This is a genomic window from Chryseobacterium vietnamense, assembly GCF_031454475.1.
In the GTDB taxonomy this organism is placed as follows: Bacteria; Bacteroidota; Bacteroidia; order Flavobacteriales; family Weeksellaceae; genus Chryseobacterium; species Chryseobacterium vietnamense.
In genome coordinates this window covers 284436-311072 of record NZ_JAVDQX010000001.1, presented here as the reverse complement: position 1 = coordinate 311072, position 26637 = coordinate 284436, and the positions used below count along the sequence as shown (strand labels likewise).

Annotated in this window: 18 protein-coding genes; 6 read left to right on the top strand and 12 right to left on the bottom strand. The window is 36.4% G+C overall.

Features of this window, described 5'->3' with window-relative positions:
* Positions 1-32: 32 nt before the first annotated feature.
* The 3 genes from J2786_RS01310 to J2786_RS01300 form a co-directional block, all read right to left on the bottom strand.
* Complete coding sequence (locus J2786_RS01310) at positions 33-821, bottom strand: sulfite exporter TauE/SafE family protein (RefSeq protein WP_047432342.1); 789 nt, start codon at positions 819-821, stop codon at positions 33-35.
* Positions 822-1087: 266 nt separating this feature from the next.
* Positions 1088-1729, bottom strand: a complete 642-nt coding sequence (locus tag J2786_RS01305) for a Crp/Fnr family transcriptional regulator (protein WP_047432346.1) — start codon at positions 1727-1729, stop codon at positions 1088-1090.
* Positions 1730-1737: 8 nt separating this feature from the next.
* A complete protein-coding gene (locus J2786_RS01300; protein ID WP_047432349.1) occupies positions 1738-4002 on the bottom strand; it encodes a glycoside hydrolase family 20 protein in 2265 nt (754 codons plus the stop codon).
* Between the two features lie 231 nt (positions 4003-4233).
* Here J2786_RS01300 and J2786_RS01295 point away from each other — a divergent pair, with 231 nt between their 5' ends.
* A complete protein-coding gene (locus tag J2786_RS01295) occupies positions 4234-5043 on the top strand; it encodes a DUF4197 domain-containing protein (protein ID WP_047432351.1) in 810 nt (269 codons plus the stop codon).
* Between the two features lie 1148 nt (positions 5044-6191).
* On the opposite strand, the gene J2786_RS01290 is transcribed toward J2786_RS01295, so the two are convergent.
* The gene (locus J2786_RS01290; protein ID WP_047432354.1) at positions 6192-6845 is read right to left on the bottom strand and encodes a CoA transferase subunit B; all 654 of its coding nucleotides are present in this window, start codon (positions 6843-6845) and stop codon (positions 6192-6194) included.
* A gap of 124 nt (positions 6846-6969) precedes the next feature.
* On the opposite strand from J2786_RS01290, the gene J2786_RS01285 reads away from it, so the two are divergent.
* Positions 6970-8772: an ABC transporter ATP-binding protein gene (locus J2786_RS01285; protein ID WP_047432356.1), complete on the top strand. Its 1803-nt coding sequence runs from the start codon at positions 6970-6972 to the stop codon at positions 8770-8772.
* 49 nt (positions 8773-8821) lie between these two features.
* Here the strand turns inward: J2786_RS01285 and J2786_RS01280 are convergent, their stop codons facing one another.
* Positions 8822-9523, bottom strand: a complete 702-nt coding sequence (locus tag J2786_RS01280) for a CoA transferase subunit A (protein WP_047376945.1) — start codon at positions 9521-9523, stop codon at positions 8822-8824.
* 386 nt (positions 9524-9909) lie between these two features.
* Here J2786_RS01280 and J2786_RS01275 point away from each other — a divergent pair, with 386 nt between their 5' ends.
* Positions 9910-11451: a toxin-antitoxin system YwqK family antitoxin gene (locus J2786_RS01275; RefSeq protein ID WP_052187005.1), complete on the top strand. Its 1542-nt coding sequence runs from the start codon at positions 9910-9912 to the stop codon at positions 11449-11451.
* 173 nt (positions 11452-11624) lie between these two features.
* Here the strand turns inward: J2786_RS01275 and J2786_RS01270 are convergent, their stop codons facing one another.
* Complete coding sequence (locus J2786_RS01270; RefSeq protein ID WP_047432360.1) at positions 11625-14363, bottom strand: fibronectin type III domain-containing protein; 2739 nt, start codon at positions 14361-14363, stop codon at positions 11625-11627.
* Positions 14364-14656: 293 nt separating this feature from the next.
* On the opposite strand from J2786_RS01270, the gene rplS reads away from it, so the two are divergent.
* On the top strand, positions 14657-15013 hold the full coding sequence (gene rplS / locus J2786_RS01265; RefSeq protein WP_002980648.1) for a 50S ribosomal protein L19: 357 nt from the start codon (positions 14657-14659) through the stop codon (positions 15011-15013).
* Positions 15014-15082: 69 nt separating this feature from the next.
* Here rplS and J2786_RS01260 read toward each other — a convergent pair whose 3' ends face one another.
* Both J2786_RS01260 and J2786_RS01255 read right to left on the bottom strand, forming a co-directional pair.
* Positions 15083-15550 carry an SRPBCC family protein gene (locus tag J2786_RS01260; protein ID WP_052187006.1) on the bottom strand — a complete coding sequence of 156 codons (468 nt, stop codon included), beginning with the start codon at positions 15548-15550 and terminating at the stop codon, positions 15083-15085.
* 116 nt (positions 15551-15666) lie between these two features.
* The gene (locus tag J2786_RS01255) at positions 15667-16449 is read right to left on the bottom strand and encodes an AraC family transcriptional regulator (RefSeq protein ID WP_047432363.1); all 783 of its coding nucleotides are present in this window, start codon (positions 16447-16449) and stop codon (positions 15667-15669) included.
* 77 nt (positions 16450-16526) lie between these two features.
* Between J2786_RS01255 and J2786_RS01250 the strand changes: the two genes are divergently transcribed.
* The gene (locus J2786_RS01250) at positions 16527-17669 is read left to right on the top strand and encodes an MFS transporter (protein WP_047432365.1); all 1143 of its coding nucleotides are present in this window, start codon (positions 16527-16529) and stop codon (positions 17667-17669) included.
* A gap of 127 nt (positions 17670-17796) precedes the next feature.
* On the opposite strand, the gene J2786_RS01245 is transcribed toward J2786_RS01250, so the two are convergent.
* The 4 genes from J2786_RS01245 to rpsA form a co-directional block, all read right to left on the bottom strand.
* Complete coding sequence (locus J2786_RS01245; RefSeq protein WP_047432368.1) at positions 17797-18789, bottom strand: alpha/beta fold hydrolase; 993 nt, start codon at positions 18787-18789, stop codon at positions 17797-17799.
* 91 nt (positions 18790-18880) lie between these two features.
* Positions 18881-19858: an EamA family transporter gene (locus J2786_RS01240; protein WP_310023668.1), complete on the bottom strand. Its 978-nt coding sequence runs from the start codon at positions 19856-19858 to the stop codon at positions 18881-18883.
* 125 nt (positions 19859-19983) lie between these two features.
* On the bottom strand, positions 19984-22614 hold the full coding sequence (locus tag J2786_RS01235) for a T9SS-dependent M36 family metallopeptidase (protein WP_310023666.1): 2631 nt from the start codon (positions 22612-22614) through the stop codon (positions 19984-19986).
* A 390-nt stretch (positions 22615-23004) separates the two neighbouring features.
* A complete protein-coding gene (gene rpsA / locus J2786_RS01230; RefSeq protein WP_047095475.1) occupies positions 23005-24795 on the bottom strand; it encodes a 30S ribosomal protein S1 in 1791 nt (596 codons plus the stop codon).
* Between the two features lie 524 nt (positions 24796-25319).
* Here rpsA and J2786_RS01225 point away from each other — a divergent pair.
* On the top strand, positions 25320-26627 hold the full coding sequence (locus J2786_RS01225) for a DEAD/DEAH box helicase (RefSeq protein WP_142014371.1): 1308 nt from the start codon (positions 25320-25322) through the stop codon (positions 26625-26627).
* Positions 26628-26637: the final 10 nt, after the last annotated feature.

The window sequence follows — 26637 nt, the reverse complement described above, 5'->3', positions numbered from 1 at the left end:
TCCTGTACAGCTACTTTTGTTACATAAGAAAATTAAAGGAAGATTTCCTTCGTAATAATATAAATACCCATGATCAGGATAAACCACCCGAATGCAGGTTTGAGCTTTTTACCGTCAATCTTTCCGGATAATTGTGAGCCTATTATAATTCCGGCTATGGCTATGGCTGTAATAGAAATGAGAAACTTCCATTCTATTTTCACATGATTAACAGAGGAAAAAAAGCCGATCAGAGAATTGATAGAAATAATAACTAATGAAGTTCCTATCGCCATCTTCATGGGAATTTTTAAAAGATTGACTAGTGCAGGAATAATCATAAAACCGCCCCCTGCTCCCACCAATCCGGTTAAAATACCGACGATTGAGCCCTGTCCGGCTGCCAGATAAGCATTGTTTCCAGTACTTTCTAAAGATTCTTTTGAGGAATTACTTTTGATCATTTTATAGGAAGCCAGGATCATTAAACCGGCAAAAATCAATAATAAAAAAATGTTCCTGGTAATAATAAAGTTCTGTATTTGAAATACTTCCTCAGGAATCAAAGGAAGAATATATTGTCTTGTCAGAAAAATAGAAATTACCGAAGGTATTCCGAACACCAGCGCCATTTTAAAATTGACCAGTCTCTTTTTAAAATATGACACGGAGCCTACCAAACTGCTAATCCCCACTACAAAGAGTGAATATTCTGTTGCCAGAAAAGCATCGATTCCAAAGAGATAAACGAGTACAGGAACCGTGAGAATACTTCCTCCACCTCCTATTAAACCTAGAGAAACACCAATTAAAATTGCTGCTGTATATCCTATAATTTCCATTTTTATTCAACTAATTCTGATGCAAAAATGGAAAGATGAAAGAAAGTCTACAGCTACTTTTGTTACATAAGGAGCTTTTTTAACATGAATGAACACTAATGGTTTTACAAATGACACAAAGAATTTAGAGTAATTCATCTTTTTTGAGATTGCTTCACCTACGGTTCGCAATGACAGGTTGACCACCCCGTCAAAAATTCTTTGAATTTTTGCCACCCCTCTGGAGGAGGGGAATATGAGTACCTTTGATTGAAGTAAAGTAAGGGTTATGAGTCCAGGGTTTTCAAAAGAGTGATTTTGTTTCTACCCAATTTGAGTTTTCCATCTTCTTCCAGCTGTTTGAGGAGTCTTGAAACCACTACCCTTACGGTTCCCAACTCATTGGCCAGTTGTTCATGAGTGGTATGAATGGTTTCAGAACGGGTCAGTTCAGATTTTTTCTGCAGCAGATTGAGAAGCCTTTCGTCTACTTTTTTGAAAGCAATGGCATTGATGATATCCAAAAGTTCTTCAAATCGTTTATGATACAATCTGAAAATATAATCCAGCCATTCAGGATGTTCTTTGATGAATAAAGATACTTTATCTACAGGTAAAAAAAGAATTTCAGCATCCTCTTCAATCTCAGCTTTTACAATACTTTTTTCATTGTGCATGCCGCCCAGAAAAGACATAATGCAGCTTTCCCCAGCTTTGATGTAATATAATAAGATTTCACGTCCGTCTTCTTCGGTTCTGATCACTTTCAGCATTCCTTTCATCACAATAGGAATGGAACGGATGGAAGCATTTTCATCTAATATGATATCTCCTTCCTGGTAGTTTTTTGTTGTACCATACTGATACAGCTTTTCTACCAGCTCCGGTGAAGATGAGAATTCGGAAGAAAGTACGGTGTCGTCCTGCATTTTTTATTCTAATTTACGCCAATTTCATCAACAAATAACCAAGCTTTGGAATCTGCTCCGGGATTTCCTGCGGGAATAATACCTGCATTTTCAATAGTTACTTTCAGATATTTTGCATTCTGTGTTCCTACATTCACTTTGATTTTTCCGTTGGCTTTCTGAATTTCAGATGTGTCGATTTCTTTGATCAGTTTAAAATTCCTGTTATCATCGGAAACAAAAATCTTAGCAGATTTGGCCAGATGAATCCAGCTTCCTTTGTTCTCAAGGGTATTGAAATACACTTCTGAAAAAGCTGTTTTCTGACCAAAATCTATGGTTGCCACCACATCTTTTCCCTGAAAACCCAGCCATGTTTTGCCCAGCTGTTTTACATTTCCCACAATACCGTCTACTAAGGTGAAAGCTCCTCCGAAAGAATAGTTTTCACTCGGTTGCTGCTCTAATGTTATTTTTTTCCCTGTGGTTTTTGAAATTGTAAATTGCTGTGATGAAACAGCGCTCTTTAATTGTCCGTCTTCAAAATAGGCCGATTTAATTGTTAAAGAATTAGGTATCTGAACTGCATTCTGATACGTTTTAGAATTGATGGAAGGATTTGTTCCGTCAAGCGTATATCGGATGCCGTTTGAATTTTGCGAAGTGGAAAGCTCGTAAGCAATTCCGTTATTGGAAGGAATTACTTTTCCGGTGATGTTGTAAATACTTCTTGCATAATTTACTTTCATATCATCCAGAACCTTAAACTGACTGATCACCCTGTTTTCGAATTCTTTATAATTTTTAGGATCTGATGTTCCCCATCCCACTTCAGAAAGTGCCATTAATCTTGGAAAAATCATGTACTGTACCTGTTTGAAATCTAAAATATATTCTGTCCACAGGTTAGCCTGAACTCCCATAATAAATTTGGCTTGCTCAGCATTAAGCTCAGAAGGGATAGGATTATAAGAGTATACTTTTTCCAGGGGTGTAAATCCTCCAAAAGCATTAGGTTCAGATTGCGGATCTCCCTGATAGTGGTCAAAATAACAGTAGGCACCTGGGGTCATTACCGCAAAATGTTTTGATTTTGCGGCTTCAATACCTCCATTCACTCCCGTCCAGCTCATTACGGCTGCATTCGGAGCTAGTCCGCCTTCTAAAATTTCGTCCCAACCAATAATTTTACGGCCTTTGCTGTTGACATATTTTTCTATACGATGAATAAAGTAGCTTTGCAAACCATGTTCATCTTTCAGATTATTTTTCTTAATCAGTTCCTGACAGTGCGCACATTCCTTCCATCGTGTCTTCGGGCACTCATCACCGCCAATATGAATGTACCGGGAAGGGAATAATTTGATGACCTCATCCAGAACATTTTCAAGAAAAGCAAAGGTTTCATCTTTCGGGCAGAAAACATCATCAAAAACGCCCCATTTCGTAGCGGGTTCAAAAGGTCCTTTGGTACATGCCAGTTCAGGGTATGCTGATAAAGCGGCCAATGCATGTCCCGGCATTTCAATTTCCGGGACCACAGTAATATGTCTGTCCTGAGCGTATTTTACTACTTCTTTTATTTGTTCCTGTGTATAAAAATAAGGGCCGTAAGGTTTTCCATCAAACGTATTGTCTACATAAGCTCCAATCATGGATTCCTTGCGTTTTGAGCCGATCTGGGTAAGCTTCGGATATTTTTTGATTTCAATTCTCCATCCCTGATCATCCGTTAAATGCCAATGAAAGGTATTAAGCTTATACATTGCCAGATAATCAATATATTGTTTTACTTCATCCACTGTAAAAAAGTGACGGCAAACATCCAGGTGCATTCCACGCCAGGCAAATTTTGGCTGGTCTTCAATCTTCATTGCTGGTATTTTCTTACTCTCTTTGTATTGTTGGAAAATCTGAATTAAAGTTTGAACAGCCAGAAAATAACCTTGCTTCGTATAAGACTTAATATGGATTTGCTTTGGAGAGATTTCTAATGAATAATATTCTTTTTTCTGCTGAGTTTCTGCTTCCGAAGGCGAAGGAATTACAGAGTTTGTTAAATGAATTCCACCACCTTTCTGAGCATATTGAAATTCTGACTGAGAACCCATTCGGTTTTTAAAATAGGCAGTTTCCTCTTTTGGCAGATCACCACTTAATACAAAAGTTTTTGGGATTACAAATTCACCCTGTAAAAGTTGAACTTTTTGAGGATAAGGGATTAGATTTAATTTATTTTGAGCAAAAATCACGTTTGAAATCAATACAAAAAGTACTAGAAAAGTCCGTATCATGAGATGGGGTTAAGGTTTGAGCTAAGATAATTATTTTTCAAAACTCTTTGAATCTTTTTAAAAACAAATTAAATACGTTAATTGTTTAGATTCTTGTAAAATGAATAATTTACAGTTTTTCAATCATTCTATATAGATATTATTCTATTAAATATGGGATATTATGGTTTGCTTTTTGATCAATTTAGTCGACTTAAAAAAATTAAAGGTTTAAATTTGCAAAAAAATAGGATGAAAAAAAACATTTTTCTGGCAGCCGCTTTATTATTTTCTTTATCAGCTCAGGCACAAATTTTTGATATTATAAAATCTGCTGTTAAAGATAAAACTGGTGTAGATCTTAATGTTCCAGTAAAAAATAATGGTACAATAACTTCTACCAAGACAACCACTACCACCTCAGGCAATTCATCTGCCAATATTGGAAACCTTACTTCCAGTCAGATTTCTTCAGGATTAAAAGAAGCTTTAACTATGGGAGTAACAGATGGTGTAAAAAAACTGGCGGTAACGGATGGTTTTTTCAAGAATGAAGCCGTAAAGATTTTAATGCCAGAAAAATTAAGAAAGATCGATACAACGCTACGTTCCATCGGAATGGGAAGCCTTGCTGATGAAGGGGTGAAATTACTGAACAGAGCTGCCGAAGATGCCGTAACAGAAGCTGCACCTATTTTTACAAATGCTATTACTTCTATGACGATTACAGATGCCAAAAACATCCTGTTAGGCAGTAACAATGCTGCAACAAGTTATCTGCAGGGAAAAACCCAGACTCAGCTGTTTAATGCCTTTCAGCCCAAAGTAAAAGCTTCTTTAGGTAAAGTAGGTGCTGACACCCTTTGGAAAAATCTGATTTCAAAATATAATACGTTTACCGGACAAGCTGTAACTACTGATCTTAACGAATATGTTACTACAGAAACCATCAACGGTGTTTTCAAAATGGTTGCCGATAAAGAAAGCGGAATCAGGAATACGCCTGCTATGAGGACTACGAGTATTCTGCAGAAGGTGTTTGGAGCTCAGGATGGGAAATAAATAAGATAGACTAAATATAGAAGCTGTTTCATGATGAGGCAGCTTTTTTTATGTTATAATTTCTTTTGTCTTGAAACAAAAGAAACAAAAGTTCAAGACCTGGATCTCTTCGCTAAAAATAATTCCTGTTCTCTAAAAATTCTAAACTTGCGCGAAATCATTATTGCTTAATTGGTTCTGATTTTGTCTCGCGCTTCGAACAGGAGAATTTTCTTAACGTTCACAGGATTTATTTTTTTAACGCTCCTAGTTCCGATGTCGTTTAAAGTCAGCTATAGAACTATTTGTCTGGCCTAAATGATAATAACAGTGTTTTTTTATGTGTTAATTTCTTTTGTCTTGAAACAAAAGAAACAAAAGTTCAAGACTTGGATCTCTCCGCTAAAAATAAGTTCTGTTCTCTAAAAATTCTAAACTTGCGCGAAATCATTATTGCTTAATCGGTTCTGAATTTGTCTCGCGCTTCGGACAGGAGAATTTTCTTAATGTTCACAGAAATTATTTTTTTAACGCTGCGAGTTCCGATGTCGGGGTTAAGGTTATCTATAGAGCTATTTGTCTGGGCCTAAATGATAATAATAATGTTTTTTGTTGACCTGATTTCTTTTGTCTTGAAACAAAAGAAACAAAAATTCAAGACCTGGATCTCTCCGCTAAAAATAATTCCTGTTCTCTAAAAATTCTAAACTTGCGCGAAATCATTATTGCTTAATTGGTTCTGATTTTGTCTCGCGCTTCGGACAGGAGAATTTTCTTAACGTTCTCAGGAGTTATTTTTTTAACGCTACGAGTTCCTATGTCGGGTTTAAAGTTATCTATAGAACTATTTGTCTGAACATACATGACAAAGGCTCTGTTTTGTTACTGTTTTAATTTCTTTTGTCTTGAAACAAAAGAAACAAAAGTTCAAGACCTGGATCTCTCCACTAAAAATAATTCCTGTTCTCTAAAAATTCTAAACTTGCGCGAAATCATTATTGCTTAATCGGTTCTGATTTTGTCTCGCGCTTCGGACAGGAGAATTTTTTTAACGTTCACAGGACTTATTTTTTTAACGCTCCGGGCTCCTATGTCGGTTTATTTGCTATGTCTTATAAAAGTTTCGGCCTCACAAAGTGAGGCCGAAACTTTTTATATTGATCATCAGATTAGAACTGCATTTCAGGAATTTCTCCTTCAATGATCAGATCTGCTTCTGTAGCTTTAATAATCTCTTCTACTGAAACGCCTGGTGCTCTTTCTACCAGCTTAAAACCTGCCGGAGTTACATCCAGAACAGCTAATTCAGTAACTATTTTTTTCACACAGTTTACTCCTGTTAGAGGAAGTGTACATTTCTTAAGGATTTTACTTTCTCCTGCCTTGTTCACATGCATCATAGCAACGATTATATTTTCAGCAGAAGCTACAAGGTCCATTGCACCTCCCATTCCTTTTACCATTTTTCCCGGAATTTTCCAGTTGGCAATATCTCCGTTTTCTGAAACTTCCATTGCTCCAAGGATAGTAAGGTCTACTTTCTGACCACGGATCATCCCGAAACTAAAGGCAGAATCAAAGAATGAACCTCCTTCCAGAATAGTAATAGTCTGCTTTCCGGCATTAATGATATCCGCATCTTCTTCTCCTTCGAAAGGGAAAGGTCCCATTCCCAAAACTCCATTTTCACTCTGGAATTCTACGGAAATACCTTCCGGAACATAGTTGGCAACCAAAGTAGGAATCCCAATTCCCAGGTTTACATAATAACGATCTTTCAGTTCTTTTGAAATTCTTTTGGCAATTTGTTCTTTTGTAAGCATAATAAAAACTTAGACTGCAATTTAATTATTTTCACTTGAATACAAAAGGGCTTTGTTGTATTCAACAATTAACACTGTTAGTTAAAATAATATCTGTAATTTTGTTCCATTATTTTTTAATAGAATGAAAATACTTTTTAGATATCTTAAACCCTATCAGTGGCTGATCATCATCTCTTTATTTTTGGCTACTATTAACCAGGTTTTCTCTTTATTTGCTCCGGCCATCACAGGAAATATCCTGGATCAGCTGGTTACTCATCCCAACTTTTTTGATAAAGAAAAACTATTGCCCAGAAACCTGAATGAATATTTATACGGAAGCTCTGCCTATCACGGTGCTTTTTACTTTTTGGGGCTGCTTATCGGGACTGCCATGGTGAGCAGAATTGCCAAAGCTTTTCAGGATTATGTGGTCAGTGTGATTACTCAAAAGTTTGGAGCAAAAATATTTACCGACGGATTAAAACACTCGATGGCATTGCCCTATCAGGAATTTGAAGATCAGAGAAGCGGTGAAACCTTGTCTATTTTGACGAAAGTAAGAGAAGATACGGTAAAATTCATCACGAATTTCATTAATATTTTCTTCGGAATTCTGGTAAGTATTATTTTCGTTTCGGTGTATGCGATCCGTTTACATTGGTCTATTATGCCGGTTTATATCTGCGGGATTTTCTTTATAGCCATTGTCACCAATTTATTGAGTAAGAGAATCAAAGTAATTCAGAAAAATATTGTGACTGAAACCACAGCTTTGGCGGGAAGCACGACTGAAAGCTTAAGAAATATTGAAATTGTCAAAAGTTTAGGATTAACCAATCAGGAAGTGATCCGTTTAAATAACAATACGTATAAGATTCTTGGCCTTGAACTTAGAAAGGTGAAAAGCATCCGTTCTTTGAGTTTTATCCAGGGAACCATGGTTAATTTTCTTCAACAGTTGATTACCCTGACCCTTTTATTTTTAATTTTTAAAAACATTGTAACTCCGGGCCAATATCTGTCGCTGATGTTTTACGGTTTCTTTATTTTCGGGCCTATGCAGGAAATTGGAAACATTATTATTTCTTATCGTGAGGCAGAAGCTTCACTTCAGAATTTTGACCGTTTGATGAAAAAAGAGGTAGAAGAAAAACCTCTTCATCCGAAACAAATTGGAGCAATTGAAGAACTGGAATTTAAACACGTCTCTTTCAAACATCAGTCTGCACAGTATAAAGCTTTAAATAACATTTCTTTTGATCTTAAAAACGGTGAGACCATTGCTTTTGTAGGACCGAGTGGTTCAGGTAAGAGTACTTTGGTGAAACTATTGGTTGGATTGTACAGACCTCAGGAAGGGAATATTTTTTACAATGGTATCAATGGAAAGGAATTTGACTTTGACGAACTGAGAAATCAGATTGGTTTTGTCACACAGGATACTCAGTTGTTTGCCGGAACGATTAAAGAAAACCTTCTTTTCGTTAATCCTTCCGCTACTGAAGAAGAACTGGCCGTTGCGCTCCAAAAATCAAGTTGTACAGCTTTATTAGAAAGAGCAGAAAAGGGAATTGAAACCGTTATTGGTGAAGGCGGACTGAAGCTGAGTGGCGGTGAAAAACAAAGAATTGCCATTGCCAGGGCGCTTTTAAGAAAACCTCATCTTTTAATTTTTGATGAAGCTACTTCTGCACTGGACAGTATTACAGAAGAAGAAATTACCACTACCATCAAGGATATTTCCAAAGAAAGAGAACAGATTACCGTTCTCATTGCGCATCGTTTAAGTACGATTATGCATGCAGATAAAATTTATGTTCTTGAACGCGGACAGGTTGTAGAAACCGGATCTCATGCCAATCTTATTGACGAAAAAGGGCTTTACTATGCCATGTGGAGACAACAAATCGGAGAAAGAAAAACACTTACTCCCCAAGCATAAAAAAGCGCTGATGAAATATTCAGCGCTTTTTATTTTTATTGTTTTGAACTTATTCTTTAGTTCTTACAGTTCTCTGTTCAATTCTTTTTTCAAATTTTTCTCCCTGGAAAATTCTTTGAATCATGATTCCCGGAATATGAATTTCATTCGGATCCAATTGTCCCGGTTCTACCAATTCTTCTACTTCAGCAATGGTAATCTTTGCAGCACCTGCCATTGGGTGATTGAAGTTTCTTGCAGATCCCTTGAAGATAAGATTTCCTGCATGATCACCTTTCCATGCTTTTACGATAGAAAAGTCTGCATCGTAAGCATGCTCCAGAATATGAGGTTTTCCTTTGAATTCTTTTACTTCTTTCCCTTCTGCTACTTCAGTTCCGTAGCCTGCAGGAGTGTAAAAAGCAGGAATTCCAGCCTGAGCAGCTCTGCATTTTTCCGCTAAGGTTCCCTGAGGAGTAAGTTCTACATCCAATTCACCTGAAAGCATCTGTCTTTCAAATTCAGCATTTTCTCCTACATAGGAAGAGATCATTTTTTTAATCTGTCTTTTGTGAAGCAGTAATCCTAATCCGAAATCATCCACACCTGCATTGTTTGAAATACAAGTAAGATCTTTCACATCGCTTTCTACCAAAGCATTGATTGAGTTTTCAGGAATTCCGCAAAGTCCGAATCCGCCAAGCATCAGTGTCATTCCATCATTAATTCCTTCGATGGCCTCCTTTGCATTTTTTACTCTTTTATCTATCATGAAATATTAGATTTTTCTGTTGGCTAAATTTAATAAATTTTCTTGTATATCCAGTGAGTGGAAACAGTGCTGAATTTGATGCATTTTTAAAATATCATTTGCAACATTTAAAAACATAAAAATCAGACCATTACTTTAAAAACTGAACAAGTCTGTTCATTTTTTGTATTATTTCTCATGAATTTCATATATATTTGCGCTCTCAAAGCCTGGAACACTGTATTTTTTTAGTTCCGGCTGTCACTTAAACACAACTTTAATGTAGAAATTATTTCAATGGCGGACAATTACTGCCCTTTTCGCTTCTCTTTGGATCGCTACGAAGATCTCTTTCAACACTGTTCATCACATTAATCATTTAAAAATATCAAAGCTTACAAAAAAACATGAAAAAATTATTTACCTCAGCATTACTTGCACTGGTACTCAGCATCAATGTATGCGCACAGGAGAAAACTTATTTTGATGAAAACTGGGAAAAAACCACTCAGGACAACATGGAATATTACCGTGAAACGAGTTCAAAAGGAAAACTTACCCTTATCAAAGATTTCTATAAGGATGGAAAACTTCAAATGGAAGGATTGGCTTCAGACACCACTCCCAACAATGAAGTTTTTGAAGGAAAAGTAACCTGGTATACTGAGGAAGGGAAGGTTTTAAATTTTGTCACCTATTCCAACGGACAACAGGTTGGCCCTGCTCAGACTTATGATATGAATGGCAGGCTGACAGAAGATGTGGTTTATAAAGCTGACGGAAGTTTTTCAGGAAAGATGTTCAGCTATAAAGATGCTGAGGATGGGATGGATTTTAATATTCTGGTCGAATATGAAAACTCAACACCCGTAAAAACAACCGTTTATGATGATGATATTAAAGGGATCAGAAATGAAACCATCATTGATAAGGACAGCAACACCGAAACAAAATATTACGGTGAAAAAGGAAAATACCTGGGCAGCAATACTACCTCCGGTTCAGGTGAAAATATGGTGGTGGATTATTATTCCAGCCCAATGAGGATTTCCAAGATAGAAAAATACAGAAAGGACGGCAGTGTAAAGGAAGGTGTTGTCTACAGCAAAACCGGAAAGATTTTACAGGAACAGAAGATGAATAAAAAAGATGGCTATAAAACCACTTATGATGAGTCGGGTAAAAAAATAGGTCATCTGGTCTACCAATATGATAAGGAAAATGATATTTATAATCCAATGGATGGGGATGATTATCATCTGGCTTATGAATACTCACGGATTTCCTCTATTGATACTTATGAAAAAGGCTCAAAGGTAACCAGTAAATATTTTGATGAAGACGGAAAGTTATCCTCCGAGCAATTTTTAAAAGATGATCTTATCCAGGAAATTAAATATTATTCCCCGGATGGAAAGCTGAAATCCACATTAACATACAAAGATGGTATCCCTTATAATGGTACCACTTATGAAGGCTTTAATGAAACAGTTTATAAGGAAGGTATTATCGTAAACATCAAAAGCTTTTTTGAAGGTAATAATGCGAAGCTGAGTTTTGAAAAAAAGCTGAACGCTAAACAAACAGGCTATGATGCAACTGTTTATGACCCCAAAGGCTCTATTTTATATACATTCACACAACCGATCAGTGAAGATGGGGAAGATTATTCCTTCACGGCACAAATCACACAGTATGTAAAAGGGAAACCTGCCCATAAGTCTTCTGTAAAAGCAGGTGTCATTCAAAGCGGAAAAATCAGAATAAAAACGTGGGATGGAGCTAAAGAACTTGAACGCAGCGGGAAATGGATCTTGTTAAAACTTTATAATATGGATGGAAAGCTCATTCAGGAAACTAAAACGCTGGCCGATGCTCAGGATGAAAATGCTTCTGCTGAAAACCAGACATTGATCAGCGAGGATGATCTGCATCATCTATTTGACTAATTACCACAACTATATATCAAAGGCGGTTTCATTTTTTTGGAATCGCTTTTTATTTAACCACAGAGGGCACAGATTTTCACAGATAATATGGGTAATTTTATGATTACTTACATCCATAAAAAAGAGGCTATCATTGCTGACAGCCTCTTGATTATAATTATGTTTAGTTTACTTTACTGAATAATCAGCTTTAAAGTAAATAGTTTTCTTCCGTGTACTTTTACATAGTAAACGCCTGCCGGAAGGTTTTCATTCACCAAAGAGAAACGTTGGTTATTGATATTTTTTGATACATACAATAATTCTCCTGAAGCTGAAACCAATTCAATTTTTTCAATCGGGTAATCACTTTTAATAAAAGTAGGCTGTCCCGGTTTGGTTGGGTTTGGATACAACACTACATTTTTCTCTGTACTTCTTGTTTCTTCAGTTCCCAAAGTAGGTGAAGTTACCTGAAACTGTACTCTGTTTGAAACTTCTGTATAGGAATCATTGGTAAACATTACCATATAATAATTTCCCGGTGTGGCAGGTACTGCTGTTCCCTGGATGGTTTTTGTTCCCTGCGTTACCCCATCAAAATAGGTATAAGAAACAAAATTATCATCCGGTGTCTGAACACTTTGAGGATAAATTCCCAGCCAGTCTTTGATGATTCCCGGAGAATCTGTCCATGAAGCGGTAATATTTTCACCCAAGGTATATACAGGTTTGTTGATCCAAAGATCTGTAACGATATCCCCTACTTTAAAGAATACTTTCTCCCCGATTCCGTTATATCCGTCTTCCAATAAATACTGAGCGTAATAATATCCTTTCGGAAGTCCTGTGAAATTAAGAGTTCCTGAAGCAGTTGTTACATAGCTCCATTTGATGGAAGCAGTCGTTCCCGGAGTTTGTCCCATTTTATAAATTCCGATCCAGTCTTTCTGTAAGTTCGGGCCGTCTGTAAAATTGATGGTAACCGTTCCTCCTACCGGATATGTATCAGCCGTCGTCTGCAGCTGTACTTTTGGTCCTACATAGAAATTTTTCCTTGGAGTGATTTCTGTATATCCCCCATTGGCAAAGAATCCTGCAAAATACTGACCTTTAGTAGCCAGACCATTATTGAACGTTACTGTTCCTGCAGTCTGCCCATTCGTATAAATATATCCTTGTGAAGTGGTAGAAGCCGGAGTTTGTCCCTTTTTATAGATTCCTACCCAATCCTGCTGATTTCCAGGACCTCCGGTGAATGTAGCCGTGATAGCTTCATTTTGGGCATATTCTGTTTTATTTAAAGTAAAGGTAGGATTTGAAACCACACTTCCTGTAATTTCGAACTGCTTCACATCACTCCACTCACTCCACTCCAGGTTTCTGTCTCTGTAGCGTATTTTTATGTAATAGATCCCATTGGGAATAGAATTCGCAGCCAAGGTTGCTTTGGTGATGTCTACTCCATCATTCAGGTTTTTGGTTTTATCGGGAGTTCCGTTTCCGTCTTTTCCGAACCAGTTTTCAAAATCGCGATAGAATTCCTTTTCAATTACAGAAAAGTTTGGGGTTTTACTGATCTGGAACTGTGTTGTGTTTAAAAGTTCTCCGTTGGAAGATGAAAATGCACTTCCGTTTAATGTTAATGGTAAACTAATTGGTCCTGAAAAAGTATTTGTAATGGATGGTTTTGCCGGTTTGGGCTGATTTTTATACCTGTGGAAAGAATCCACCAGCACATTGTTTTTCTTGTTGTACACTCCACCAATTGAATAACATTCGATATCCACTTTTCCGGTTGGAATATCTACTTCCACAATCTGATAAGTCCAGTCTGTCAACGTTTTCTGAACATCATCAAAATCCTGTTCATTAGACATTCCCCAATATTGATCCCAGGCTGTTCCTCCGGAAATAATCTGGTAATTCGGTGTATTTTTAAGCTGACCTCTGTGGTATAAATGATGGTGAGCTCCCACATGCATTAAATATTTATCAGAAGTAACCAGAAGCGGTACGGCATTTTCTCTTACCCAGGTAGAAATATCGCCTACGTACTGCTCAGCCTGATACGGTCTGTGGCTCAAAGAAATAATCCAGTCTACTGTAGCATCATTGTTGGCTGCCGTTAAGATCTGCTGAAGCCATGACTGTTGTGCTGATCCGGTATGTTCAGAACTTAAACTCACAAATAATACATTTCCTGCCTGCTGGGCATAATAATTTTCATTTCCTGAGCTTATTCCTTTATAACTGATTTCATCAATATAAAAATGGGCATAGTAAGAATTCATTCCCATCGTTCCATAGGTTTCATGGTTTCCTACTGTTGTTTGGATGGGCAGATAAGGTGATAATTTGATATTCTTTTTAAAGTGAACATTTTCATAGTGATCCAATGTACCGACGTCTACCTGGTCACCCACCATAAAAGTAAGCGCAATATTATCTGACGGATCTGAAGCAGCTCCGAATTTTTCCTTTAATTTTTTATAGGCATTCAAAGTAAGCGTATCATATCTGGGCTCAGCTTTAATCTGGTTGTCTCCCATAATAAGGAAACGGATCTTTCCATTTGCAGTTACGGCCTGTCCCGGCAAAGGAAGTGTTCTGAAATTGTATACAGCAGACTCAGTGGTACCTGTTTTTATCTTATAATAGTATTTTGTATTCGGCTGCAGATTGGTAACCTTTGCTGTATGATAATAATAATTGTTGTTGTACCCTGTATCTGAGAAGATATTGGTAGTTCCCGTTACCGTAACATTCAGGTTTATTGGAGAATCTCCATAGATCACCGTTGTTTCATTATTGGAGGCTGTTTTCCAATTGACGATCATAGAATTCGGAGTCGGGTTTTGTAAGTAAGGATACAAAGCCTGCCCGAAAGCCATCTGGACCGCGAAACAAAAAAAGAAGAAATAATGTTTCATAATCGTTTTCGTTTTAAAATAACATATAGTTTTAAGTTGTGAATCAGGAATTTAAAAATCGGTGTTAAGATTTTTCACTTCGGGCAAAAGTAGAATTCCCATATAAACTCTGTCTGATGGTATTTTAAAGAAACCGTTAATTTTTTAACAAAACCGGAGTGAAAAAATTATAGTTTTTAGTACAGTAAATATTTGGCATATTCAAAAACTATTTTGTACATTTGCAACCTGTTATTCAACCTCTGACGAAGAACGTGTAAGTTGCTTAGCTTTAACATTTTATTTTATTAATAATGGATTTATTAAAGTACGTACAAGACAAGTACATTGCGAAAAAAGAATTCCCTGAATTCAAAGCAGGTGATACAATTACTGTGTATTACGAAATTAAAGAAGGACAAAAGACAAGAACTCAGTTCTTCAAAGGAACAGTTATCCAATTAAGAGGTACTGGTTCTACAAAAACTTTCACTATCAGAAAAATGAGTGGTGATGTAGGTGTAGAAAGAGTATTCCCTATTAACATGCCTGCACTTCAAAAAATCGAAGTTGATAGAAGAGGTAGAGTTAGAAGAGCTAGAATTTACTACTTCAGAGACCTTAGAGGTAAGAAAGCAAGAATCAAAGACGCTGCTTACAAGAAGAAATAATTCAGACAACAATACATACAAAAAGAGGCTGTTTACTTATAAACAGTCTCTTTTTTTTGTGTAAATATTTTACTTTTTATAGGGAGCTCCTTCGCCGGTTTCGAGAAATTTCTTCAGGCTTCCAAGAAATTGTAGCCAGCCATTGGAGCAGATCTCATAGCATTCAATAGCCGGATTCAGACCGATATGGGTAAGTTTTATCTGAGTGCTTTCATTATTTCCCTCTATTTCCCAGATGATTGTTGTTCCGATCCATTCTGTCTGGTTCTTTAATTCAGGAAGGGCAATCAGTGAATCTTCAACCAACCAGACAATTTTTGTATTGGCAGTTAATTCTTTCACACGCATTGTTTTGTGAATGTTATCTCCAAATCTTATGGTGAAAAGGTTTCCAACCTCCGAAGATGGACCTTCAAACCATTCAGTCCACCAAAGAGGAATTTTATCAGTTAAAGCTTGATACACTTTATCAGCAGTCGTGTTGATCCCAAGTGTATGTACATAGTTCTCAACACTATTTGTATTAATCGTTTTCATAATTATTGTATTGGTAATACAATTTTATGAAATTTACTATAATCCGGACTTTTCATAGGACAAGAAAATAATATATTATTACATCACAATCGTACTTTTTATAAGCTGCAAAAGGGCTATTCATGCTTCATGAGATACTGCAAAGGTGTTGAGCCTGTTTGTTTTTTAAAAAACTCAATAAAAGCACTGTCCGAAGAAAAATCCAGTATATGAGATACCTCTCCTATTGAATTGCCTTCCACCAAAAGCTCGATAGATCGCTGCAGCCGCCATTGCTGCCTCCAATCCTGATAAGACAATCCGGTTTCTTTTTTAAAAATCCGGCTGATTGTTTTCTCTACTGCTCCGGTTTTTGCTGCAAGATCTTTCAGCCTTGGAGGCATGGAATCACGGAGTGTCCATTCTTCAACTGATCTCTTAAAACGTCTGTCCTGTGGCATTTTAAGTTCCAGTTTTTCTTCCGGAGCCCTTTGTAATTCATCCCAGAACACCTTTAAAAGATGGACCTGATCATTTTTGAGTGCAGACCATTCCCAAAAACAAATCCTTTCTATAATTTCTTTTAACAAGGCGTTGACATGAAGAACCTTGAGATCCGGTTTTATATATTTTTTCGAATAGCCTTCATCAAAATAGACAGATCTATAGGCTACAATATTTCTGAAATTCACACGATGGACTTCATGGGAAGGAATCCAAAGCATTCTGAACGGAGGGAGAACCAGCTGCCTGTCAGAAGTAGTTACCGTCATACAACCTGATGGCGCATACAACAGCTGGGACTTCGTTTTATGAAAATGAAAGCCGGAGTCATGCAATACCATATCAGAGGCTATTCCGATTATTTTTTCGGGTATAGCATCTGCATCAAAGCTTTCATTCTGATCTATTAAAGCCATGTCCTATTTTTGATATTTTTTGTTTTTATATCATTATAAATATACATTGATTTTTTGGAAACTTTGCAGAAAAAAAAATGAAAAAGACCAATCCTATCTGGCTGTTGACTTTACTTGTGATGCTCCCCCAGTTTGTAGAAACCATTTATAGTCCAGTTTTGCCTATGGTACAGGAAGAGTTTGGAGTGAATGAAGAATCGGTTACCTTAACGATCAGTTTGTATTTTATAGCATTTGCGTTGGGTGTTGCATTCTGGGGCGTTCAATGCGACAGGATCGGAAGGAAAAAATCATTGGAATACGGCCTCATCACCTATGGAATCGGAACTTTGGCTGCTGTTTTTGCTCCCGATTTCATGGTTCTTCTTGCTGCCAGGATTATTTCAGCATTCGGAATTTCGGTGGGTTCCATCGTAACCCAGACTATTTTAAGAGATACTTTTGACAAAGAAAATATCAGCAAAGTATTTTCCTGGATCGGAATCGGTTTGTCTATCAGTCCGGTAATAGGAATGGTTACAGGTTCAATATTAGCTTCTTCCGGCGGACATCAGGGTGTATTTATTACATTGTGTATGTTGGGTATACTCTTTTTACTCCTTTCCAGACACAACATTTCTGAAACTCATCATGTAAAGAAATCAATTAACGTAAAGACATTGATCAACTTATTGGAACGGATGCTTCATGATCAAAGCATCATTAAGTGCTGCTTACTGATTATGAGCTTTAATGTTTTGCTATTTTCATACTATTCACTGGCTCCATTTATCTTTAAAGAAAATCATTATTCTTCTTATGTTTTTGGATACAGCAGTATAATATTGGCTTGCGGTACATTTGCAGGCGCAAAACTTAATCGATATTTGTTACTGAGGAATATACAAGTTGGGTATTTAGTTAAAGCAAGTACCTATACCGCATTTATCGCCTCTATTTTCGTATGGCTTCTGATGAATACAGGAATATATTTTTTAATTCCTTATTTCTTCATTGTGATGGCCTTCAGCATTGCCATTCCCAATATACTGAGTACAGCACTTATCCATTATAAGAGTGAAACCGGAAGTGCAGGTGCTTTATTAGGGTTAATTTATTACGTACAGATAGGTCTTGGGCTGGCAGCTATTGGATTTATACAGAATCTGGGAATTTCGTGTGTCCTGTTTTCAGGAATCGGAGTTTGTACTTTATTATTCATTAGTAACAAAAAAAATTAATTTTGAAACATTAAGTGTAATGAAGATGATAAGAATTGTTAAGGTTCATCAAAGATGAAAAATTAAGCAAGATAATTAATCATTTATAAGACTTAATGTTTCAAATATTTTATAGCTAAACATTAAGTTATTGTATAAAATCAGACAGTGCTTCCATGAATTTAGGGTATACTTCGATATGCGGAAGATGCCCTACATTTTCAATTTCTACAAGTTTGGAACCCGCAATTTCACGTTGGGTTTTCTTTCCCAGCTCCTGATATTGCCCCATTTTTGACTGAAGTTCCTTAGGGGCTCTATCCTTTCCTATTGCTGTTCTATCTCTTGTTCCAATAATAAGCAAGGTAGGAACTTTGATATTTTTAAATTCATAACATACCGGTTGGTTGTAAATCATATCTGAAGTAAGTGCTGCATCCCATGCTACCTGAGGATAATCTTTATGAAGAGTCCATCCTGCAATTAAGTCAAGCCAGGGTTGATATTCTTCTTTCCATTTGTTGTCATAATAGAATTTCAGCTGATAATTTTTATAGGTTTCAGCTGTATTTTTAAGTTCAGACTGATAGGCCTGATCAATGGTCTGGTACGATGCAAAAGTTTTATAATCTTCCAATCCTATCGGGTTTTCCAGAATCAGTTTTTGTACTTTTTCAGGGTATAATAATGTAAATCTGGTTGCCACCATTCCTCCCATTGAATGTCCCAGTACTATCGTTTTGTCAATTTTCAGTTCATCCAGAACCGCTTTTGTATTTTCTGCCAGCTGTGAAAATGAAAACTGATATGCATGAGGTTTTGATGATTTTCCAAATCCTATCTGATCAGGAATCACTACTCTGAAACCTTTAGCAGAAAGATCTTTGGCTGTTCTTTCCCAATAAGCTCCGTTAAAGTTTTTGCCATGGAGAAGTATAATAGTTTTTCCATTGGATTTTTGCGGCTGTACATCCATATAAGCCATTTTCAAATGTTCACCCTGAGACTTCAAGTCGAGGAAATGAACTTCGTAAGGATATTGATAATCAGACAGCATTGCATCCAGAGGTTTTACCTGTGAAAATATAAAACCAGAGACCGTTAAAGTAAAAGCGGCCATTATATTTCTGAAATGTTTCATGAAACTTTTATTTTAGAGATTAAAATTAAAAAAAACCGCTCCAAAAGGAACGGTTTCAACTGTTATTTTTAGTTAAATATTTTTTAGATAATTATGCTATTGAAACATTTTTTCCTTTTTTTGAAGGCAAATTCATCAAAACAATTGCAAAAAGAATCAGGACAATTCCTACCCACTGGATGAAAAATACTTTCTCTCCCAGTAAAACAAAAGCCATGGTAACGGAAACCGGAAGCTCCAGTGATGAAACAATGCTTCCAAGCCCTAATCCGGCATTTGGAAATCCTACATTAAACAAAACCGGCGGGATAATTGTCCCAAAAAGAGCCAGCACCAATCCATACGTGGGAAATATTGAATAATTAAATGAATGGATATGTTCTGTATTATCTGTAAAATTCAGGTATAATGATTTTAAACCATCAAAATACATTGGCCCTATCTGAGCAAAGAATAAGAATGCAAAAACGACAACAGAACCTCCTGCCAGCATTATAAAACTCTTTCTGAAAACCGGAAGATGGGTAGCCAGCGTATTAGAGGTAAACATCGTCAAAGTATATGAAGCTGCTGCCATAAGCCCCCAGAAAACCCCATGCCAGTCCAGTTCTATTTCCATATTAATAAGATTCGTTGCCAGAACTGTCCCCAACAATACAATAACTACGGAAACCACTTTTCTTGCGTTGGGTAATTTTTTAGTAAGGATACTTTCTATCACTACACTGAACCATACTGACTGCATCAATAAAACGATGGCAATGGACACATTGATATATTGTACAGCAATATAGTAGAATAAACTTGTTCCCCCCAACGAAGTCCCTGCAAGCAAGAGCATTCTTACTTCTTTAGAACTTGGCATCGATAATTTCTGTTTTGAGGTCAGGGTCTGAATAAAGTTCAGGATCAAAAGTCCTGTCAAACCTAATACGAATTGGGAAGTAGTTACTTCTGAGGTTGTAAAACCATCGTGGTAAGCCATTTTCACAAAAGTGGCCAACATACCATATATACTAGCTCCAATCCCTACAAATAAAACACCTTTTAGTATATTTTTCTTCTTCATAATTTTTTTAACAGCCTGCAAAGGTACGACATATAAATTAAATCATTCTGAAGTGTGATGGTGATAGATAAATAAAATCGCCACAAGCAAGCTTGTGGCGATTTTGAGATTATTATAAAAGTAAATTATTTTTTAACCATTACTTTCGAAGCAGCTTCGAAGCCTAGCCCTTTAATTTTAACCATGTAAGTTCCGTTGACAAGATTGCTTGTAGAAATTGCTTTCTTGGCATCCGGTGAGATTTTATCTTCTGAAGAAACCAGCTTACCAGACATATCATAAAGCTCTACACTTACTTTTCCAAGAGTGTTGCTTGGGAACTTAATATAAAATTCGTCTTTAGCAGGGTTTGGATAGATAGAAATATTATTGTTCTTTTCTGCATTTACATCATTGGTCGCTAATAAACATGCTTCGGGAACATTAAAGTCCTGAACCTGATCATTAATATTATTTTTAACTCCTGCCGATGCATTTACTCCTAAACCTCTTCTTGCAAACACTCCCCAGATCATACATTTATCCTGTCCCTGAGTAGTTGCCAGTTCGGCTGCTAAAATTGCATTTCTTCCATCAATAAAGCTAGGATTACATCCCTGAAGTTTAAGTGCATCTGTTACTAACTGCAATACTTTTGTGCTTCCGTTAGGTGTTGTTGATAATACGTCTGAAGAATAACCATATTTTTCAACATATTTCCAATGAAGGTCCCATAACATTGTTGCCCAGACAAAACCAATAGAGTGTACATCCGGAACAATCGCTGATCCGTTATTGTATTCCATTCCGTTGGTATTTCCATAGGTAAATCCGTTAACGGCAAGACTTGTAGAATATTTTGCAGGTCTGATACCACCTCCTGTTATTGGCTGTCCTATTGCATAAGTACCTATACCTCTGGCCACTGTAGCATCATCTCCAGCTTTATTAGTCAGCATTAGAGCAAAGAAATCAGACCATCCTTCTCCCATCTGTTCTTTGCTAATTCCTGAATTCAGACAGTTATATCCTGTACCGGTCATTCTATTTGAGATCCCATGACCATATTCGTGAGTTACGATTCCGTTATCAAAACTTCCGTCAGGGGTCATATTTCTTTTTAAGGTAACATTTACTGTTGTACTTGCGGCAAGCTGAGTTTTGATGTATTCTCCTTCCGTATTGGTAATAAGTACTGAAGGGATTGTAATTGCCGGATCATCACCTGCCATATTTCCTAGAGAAGAACCGTTTACACTGTTATTATAAACAATAGCCGCTTTAGCTCCTGCATCCTGAAGATTTTTCACTTTTACGGTAAAAGCACATGTACCTCTTTCAACCAATCCTATTTTATCAACCAATGAACTTGCAGGTAACGCTGTACATCCATCCAACACTGAAGAAAGTGCTACATCTCCTGTTATTCCATTGATAGGGAGTGGATTTCCAAACTGTGCGGTTCCGGCTCCCGGTGTACGGGAAACCGCAGCAGTAGGTGCATTATAGAAAAATATTCTTCCTACTGAAGACCAAAGATACATCTGCATTTTACCATTATATCCGTCTGGTGGCGAAGAGAAGTTTGCGTTGCTTAAGCCGCTTCCATCCTGAGCCTCTGCATATACAGAATCATCTTCTCCTGTTACAGCTCCATTTCCAAAATTATTCTGCTGAAAGTTTCTTCCGGTTTCTGTAAATCCGAATTTGTAGAAAACATCATGAATTCTGTTATTCAGATAAAATAAATTCGTAATGGCAGCATTTCTGTTATTTAATGGAGTTTCATTGATATTAAAAGGGAAATCAAAATTTCTTGCTGCCCCTCCTTCTGCCGGAGCCCCTGTAAGATAATCAGGTGCTGTTAAAGCTGTTCCATCTGCATCTTCATAGGCAAAAACATTATTTCCTCTTGTTACAGTATAATGGTTAGTTCCGTCAGAATGCCATCCTTCAGGCGAAGCACTCAGAATCCACGGGTTGTTAATGATTGATCTCGAACCAAATGTCGCTGCTTCGATAGGCAATGGAAATACATTATATGATGCATTATCCGGTACAAGTAATGGAATATTATTATTCTGTGCTACATTATTTTGAGGCCCTGCTAGTGTATTTTCAAAATGATCAGCATGGCTCTCTCCTACTTCTGAACCGTAAGCATCATGATGGAAATTACATGATAGTGTCAGATTGTTTTTCAACAGGATATTTCCATTGTTAGCATCTACTAGGATATTCCAGTAATTGGGAGATTTTGGCTCCATTAATGTATACTCATACGCCAGACGAAGGTTTCCATTCTCGTCATTCGTATAAACCAGTCTCTGATTAGCTGATGTAGCTTTTTTCTGAGTCTTTTCAAAGTATCCGAGAATCGTAAAATTTGCAATATCCGGATTCTTCAGATCTTCAGCAATCTTTTGAAGAGCTGTATTTTTATTGATGGCGGCTATACCTGAAGTAGATGCAGTATAATCTTTAACAAAATTATCCGTGTAGTAAATAATTTTATTATCCCTTATCAATGCTGTTCCTACAGAGCTGTATACCGGCAAACCATTATAAGTCTGTAAAAATTTAACCACATTACCATTCAATGATTTTGACGGATCTACATTATCAACAATGATATTATTAAGATCAGATTTTTTATATTCCCTTATTTTATTTTGAGAAATATAATCTTTAATGAGTTTTTCATTATCCTGTCCGAATAATATTGCAGGAAATGTAGAAAATACTGCAAATAAAAGAGGTAGAGCTTTGTTTTTCATATCCATTATTAAAGGCGCTAATCTACAAATAATTCACAAAACTTTACGATTTTTTTTAATAAAAATAAATATGTAAATAAATACCTATATAAAACAAAAAATTAAAATTATTTTACATATTTCTCAATTAATAGTACAGCATAACATACTTAGATATTCAAGATTATTCTTATTCTGTCTTTTGATTTTTTTAGTTTAAATATTTCGCAACATAAATGAGTTTTAGATATAAATTTCTCATACAAACAAGATTCAATTATTTTTATAATATTATGTCTGATTCTAAGAAACTTTCTTTTCAAGATCTTACATACAATTCTGCTATCCTATGTATATGCATAAAAAAAGCCGCTCAAATGAGCGGCTTCCTATTTATATATGGTTCAAAGATTATTTACCTTCTTCCATTTTTCTTTTCAACTCTGCTAATGCATCGATGTCTCCAAGAGTAGATCTTTCTTCGTTGTTAGAAGAAGAAGTTACGTTTCTAGAAGAAGATTCTTTAACGTTTTTCTTTTCTTCGTCTCTGAAGATACCTGTGTGAGATACTACTACTCTCTTGAATTCTTTGTTGAATTCGATTACTTTGAACTGAGCATCTTCACCTTTTTTGATTTTAGATCCATCTTCTTTCTCTAATAATCTTGAAGGGCAGAATGCTTCTACTTCAGCATCTTCGAATTGAACAGAAGCTCCTTTATCGTGAACTTCTACAGCTTTACCAGCGTGGATAGTTCCTTCAGCATATTTAGTTTCGAATTTATCCCATGGGTTTTCAGTCAATTGCTTGTGACCTAGAGATAATCTTCTAGCTTGGATATCTAATTCAAGAACTACAACGTCTAATTTATCACCTACTGCGCAGAACTCAGATGGGTGCTTGATTTTCTTAGTCCAAGAAAGATCAGAGATGTAGATTAATCCGTCGATACCTTCTTCTAACTCTACGAATACACCAAAGTTAGTGAAGTTTCTTACAGTTCCTACATGCTGAGATCCTACCGGATACTTAGCTTCGATGTTTTCCCATGGATCTTTAGACAATTGCTTGATACCAAGAGAAATTTTTCTTTCTTCTCTATCTAAAGTTAATACTTCAGCTTCTACTTCATCACCTACTTTTACGAAATCTCCAGCAGATCTTAAGTGAGTAGACCAAGACATTTCAGAAACGTGGATTAATCCTTCAACACCTGGAGCGATTTCTACGAATGCACCATAGTCAGCAAGAACTACTACTTTTCCTTTTACTTTGTCACCTACTTTCAAGTCAGCAGAAAGAGCATCCCAAGGATGAGCTTCTAATTGCTTCATACCTAATTGGATTCTTGTTTTCTCATCATCGAAATCAAGGATTACAACTTTTACAGTTTGTCCGTCCTCCAGGATTTCAGATGGGTGGTTCACTCTAGACCAAGAAAGGTCTGTAATGTGGATCAATCCATCAACACCTCCTAAGTCAATGAATACACCGTAAGAAGTAATATTCTTAACAGTACCTTCAAGAACCTGACCTTTTTCAAGCTGAGCGATGATTTCTTTTTTCTGACCTTCGATATCTGCTTCGATCAATGCTTTGTGAGATACTACTACGTTTTTGAACTCAGGGTTGATTTTCACAACTTTGAACTCCATAGTTTTTCCTACGAACTGATCGTAATCTTTAATTGGCTTAACGTCAATTTGAGAACCAGGTAAGAATGCTTCGATTCCGTGAACGTCAACGATCATACCACCTTTAGTTCTAGATTTAACAAAACCGTTAACGATTTCTCCAGTTTCGTGAAGTTCGTTTACTTTATCCCAAGCTTTAAGTGTTCTGGCTTTTCTGTGAGATAACTGTAATTGTCCAGTTTTGTCTTCTCTCTTGTCAACCATTACTTCTACCTCATCACCTACTTTAAGGCCTTGGTTGTAACGGAATTCGTTTAGAGAGATAACACCTTCAGATTTGAAGTTGATGTCTACGATTGCTTCTTTATCAGTTAATCTTACAACTTTACCAACTAAAACGTCGTTATCGTCAAGGTTGTTTAAAGATCCGTTGTAAATTTCTTCTAAATCGCTTTTTTCTTTTCTCGCATCTGCATCAAGACCTGATTCGAATGAATCCCAATCAAATTGTTCTGGTGCTACGTTTTGGTTTAATAAAACCTCTGCTGAATTTGTCTCTTTTGACATTTTCTAATAAAAATTTGTATTCCTTCTTTTTTAACGGTTTGAATAAATGCGGATTAAAAAATACGGAAGTAATTAATTTTAAGTAATTTACTCGTCAAACCTTTTCGCCACAAAAGTGGGTGCAAAGATATGAATTTTATTTAAGATAAACAATAGATTCTAATATGCTATTATTTAAGTTATATATTTAAAAATCAATATTTTATCAAAAGAATGTTTCGACTCCGCCCAGCATGACATTCCGATATGAACTGTTTTAATCTTAGAATAAAGCAATATCCACTGTCATGCTGAGCATACAATGAAAGTTTACGAAAGGCAGTCCACGAAGTATCTATCATATAATAAATAGAAGACAAAATGAGATTCTTCATTTCGCTGCGCTTCATTCAGAATGACAGTAATTCAGAATTAAAAAAAACAGTTCTTTCTATCCCTCTCCCTCTCAAACGCTCCTACTCTAAAACCCTAACACTCTCAAACTCTCCCACCCATCACCCGCTTAAATTCATTACCTTTGCAGCATGGAATTACAGCCGATTTATCAAAAACTGCAGATTCAGGATATGAATCAAATGCAGAAATCTACTTATAATGCATCTGAAAACAATACGGACATTGTTTTACTCTCTCCCACAGGATCCGGGAAGACTCTTGCTTTTTTATTTCCTGTTCTCAGAAATCTGAAAAAAAATGTTCAGGGAGTTCAGGCATTGATACTCGTTCCAGCAAGGGAGCTTGCTTTACAGATTGAGCAGGTTTTTAAATCCATGGGGACAGATTTTAAAGTTTCTGTCTGCTATGGTGGGCATGACAAAAAAATTGAGGTTAATAATTTAATTGAAGCTCCGGCTGTATTGATCGGAACTCCGGGAAGAGTTGTTTACCACTTAAGAAATAACAATTTTGATCCGAAAACGATCAAGACTCTGGTTCTTGATGAATTCGACAAAGCTCTGGAATTGGGTTTCCAGGATGATATGGAATTCATTTCCAATTCTTTAAAAGGGCTTTCTCAAAGAATTTTAACCTCTGCCACAGCCATGGATGAAATTCCGGCTTTTACAGGCTTAAAAGATGAAAAAGTAATCAGTTTCCTTAAAGAAAATGATGTAAAACCAGATCTCCAACTGAGAAAAGTAATGACTATTCCTGAGGAAAAACTGGATACGCTTTTTAATCTGGTTTGTAAAATAGGAAATAAAAGAACGTTAATTTTCTGTAATCACCGTGATGCTGTAGACCGTATCTCTGAACTGCTTCATCAGATGGGAATCGACAGAGAAACCTTCCACGGCGGAATGGAACAGGATGAGAGGGAACGTGCTTTATTAAAATTCAGAAATGATTCCGCAAGAATTCTTATTACTACAGATCTTGCAGCCCGCGGACTTGATATTCCTGAAGTAGAATCTATTGTTCATTACCAGCTTCCTCCAAAAGAAGATGCCTTCATTCACAGAAACGGACGTACCGCAAGAATGAATGCCAAAGGTTTTGTATACCTGATCATGACTGAAGAAGAAAATTTCCCATTCATTAAAAATAATACTCCTGAAGAAAGTGTGGCCGGATTTACCAAAGTTCCGCAGAAAACTCCTTTCCAGACTGTTTATATCAGTGCAGGAAAAAAAGACAAAGTGAACAAGGTGGATATTGTAGGATATCTGCTAAAGAAGGGAGAGCTTCAAAAAGAAGATGTAGGAATCATCGAAGTAAAAGACACGACATCATATGTTGCTGTCTCCAGAAATAAAGTAAACGCCCTTTTAAGAAAACTTCAGAACGAAAAACTGAAAGGTAAGAAAGTGAAAATGGAGGTAGCTTATTAAACCCTCCACT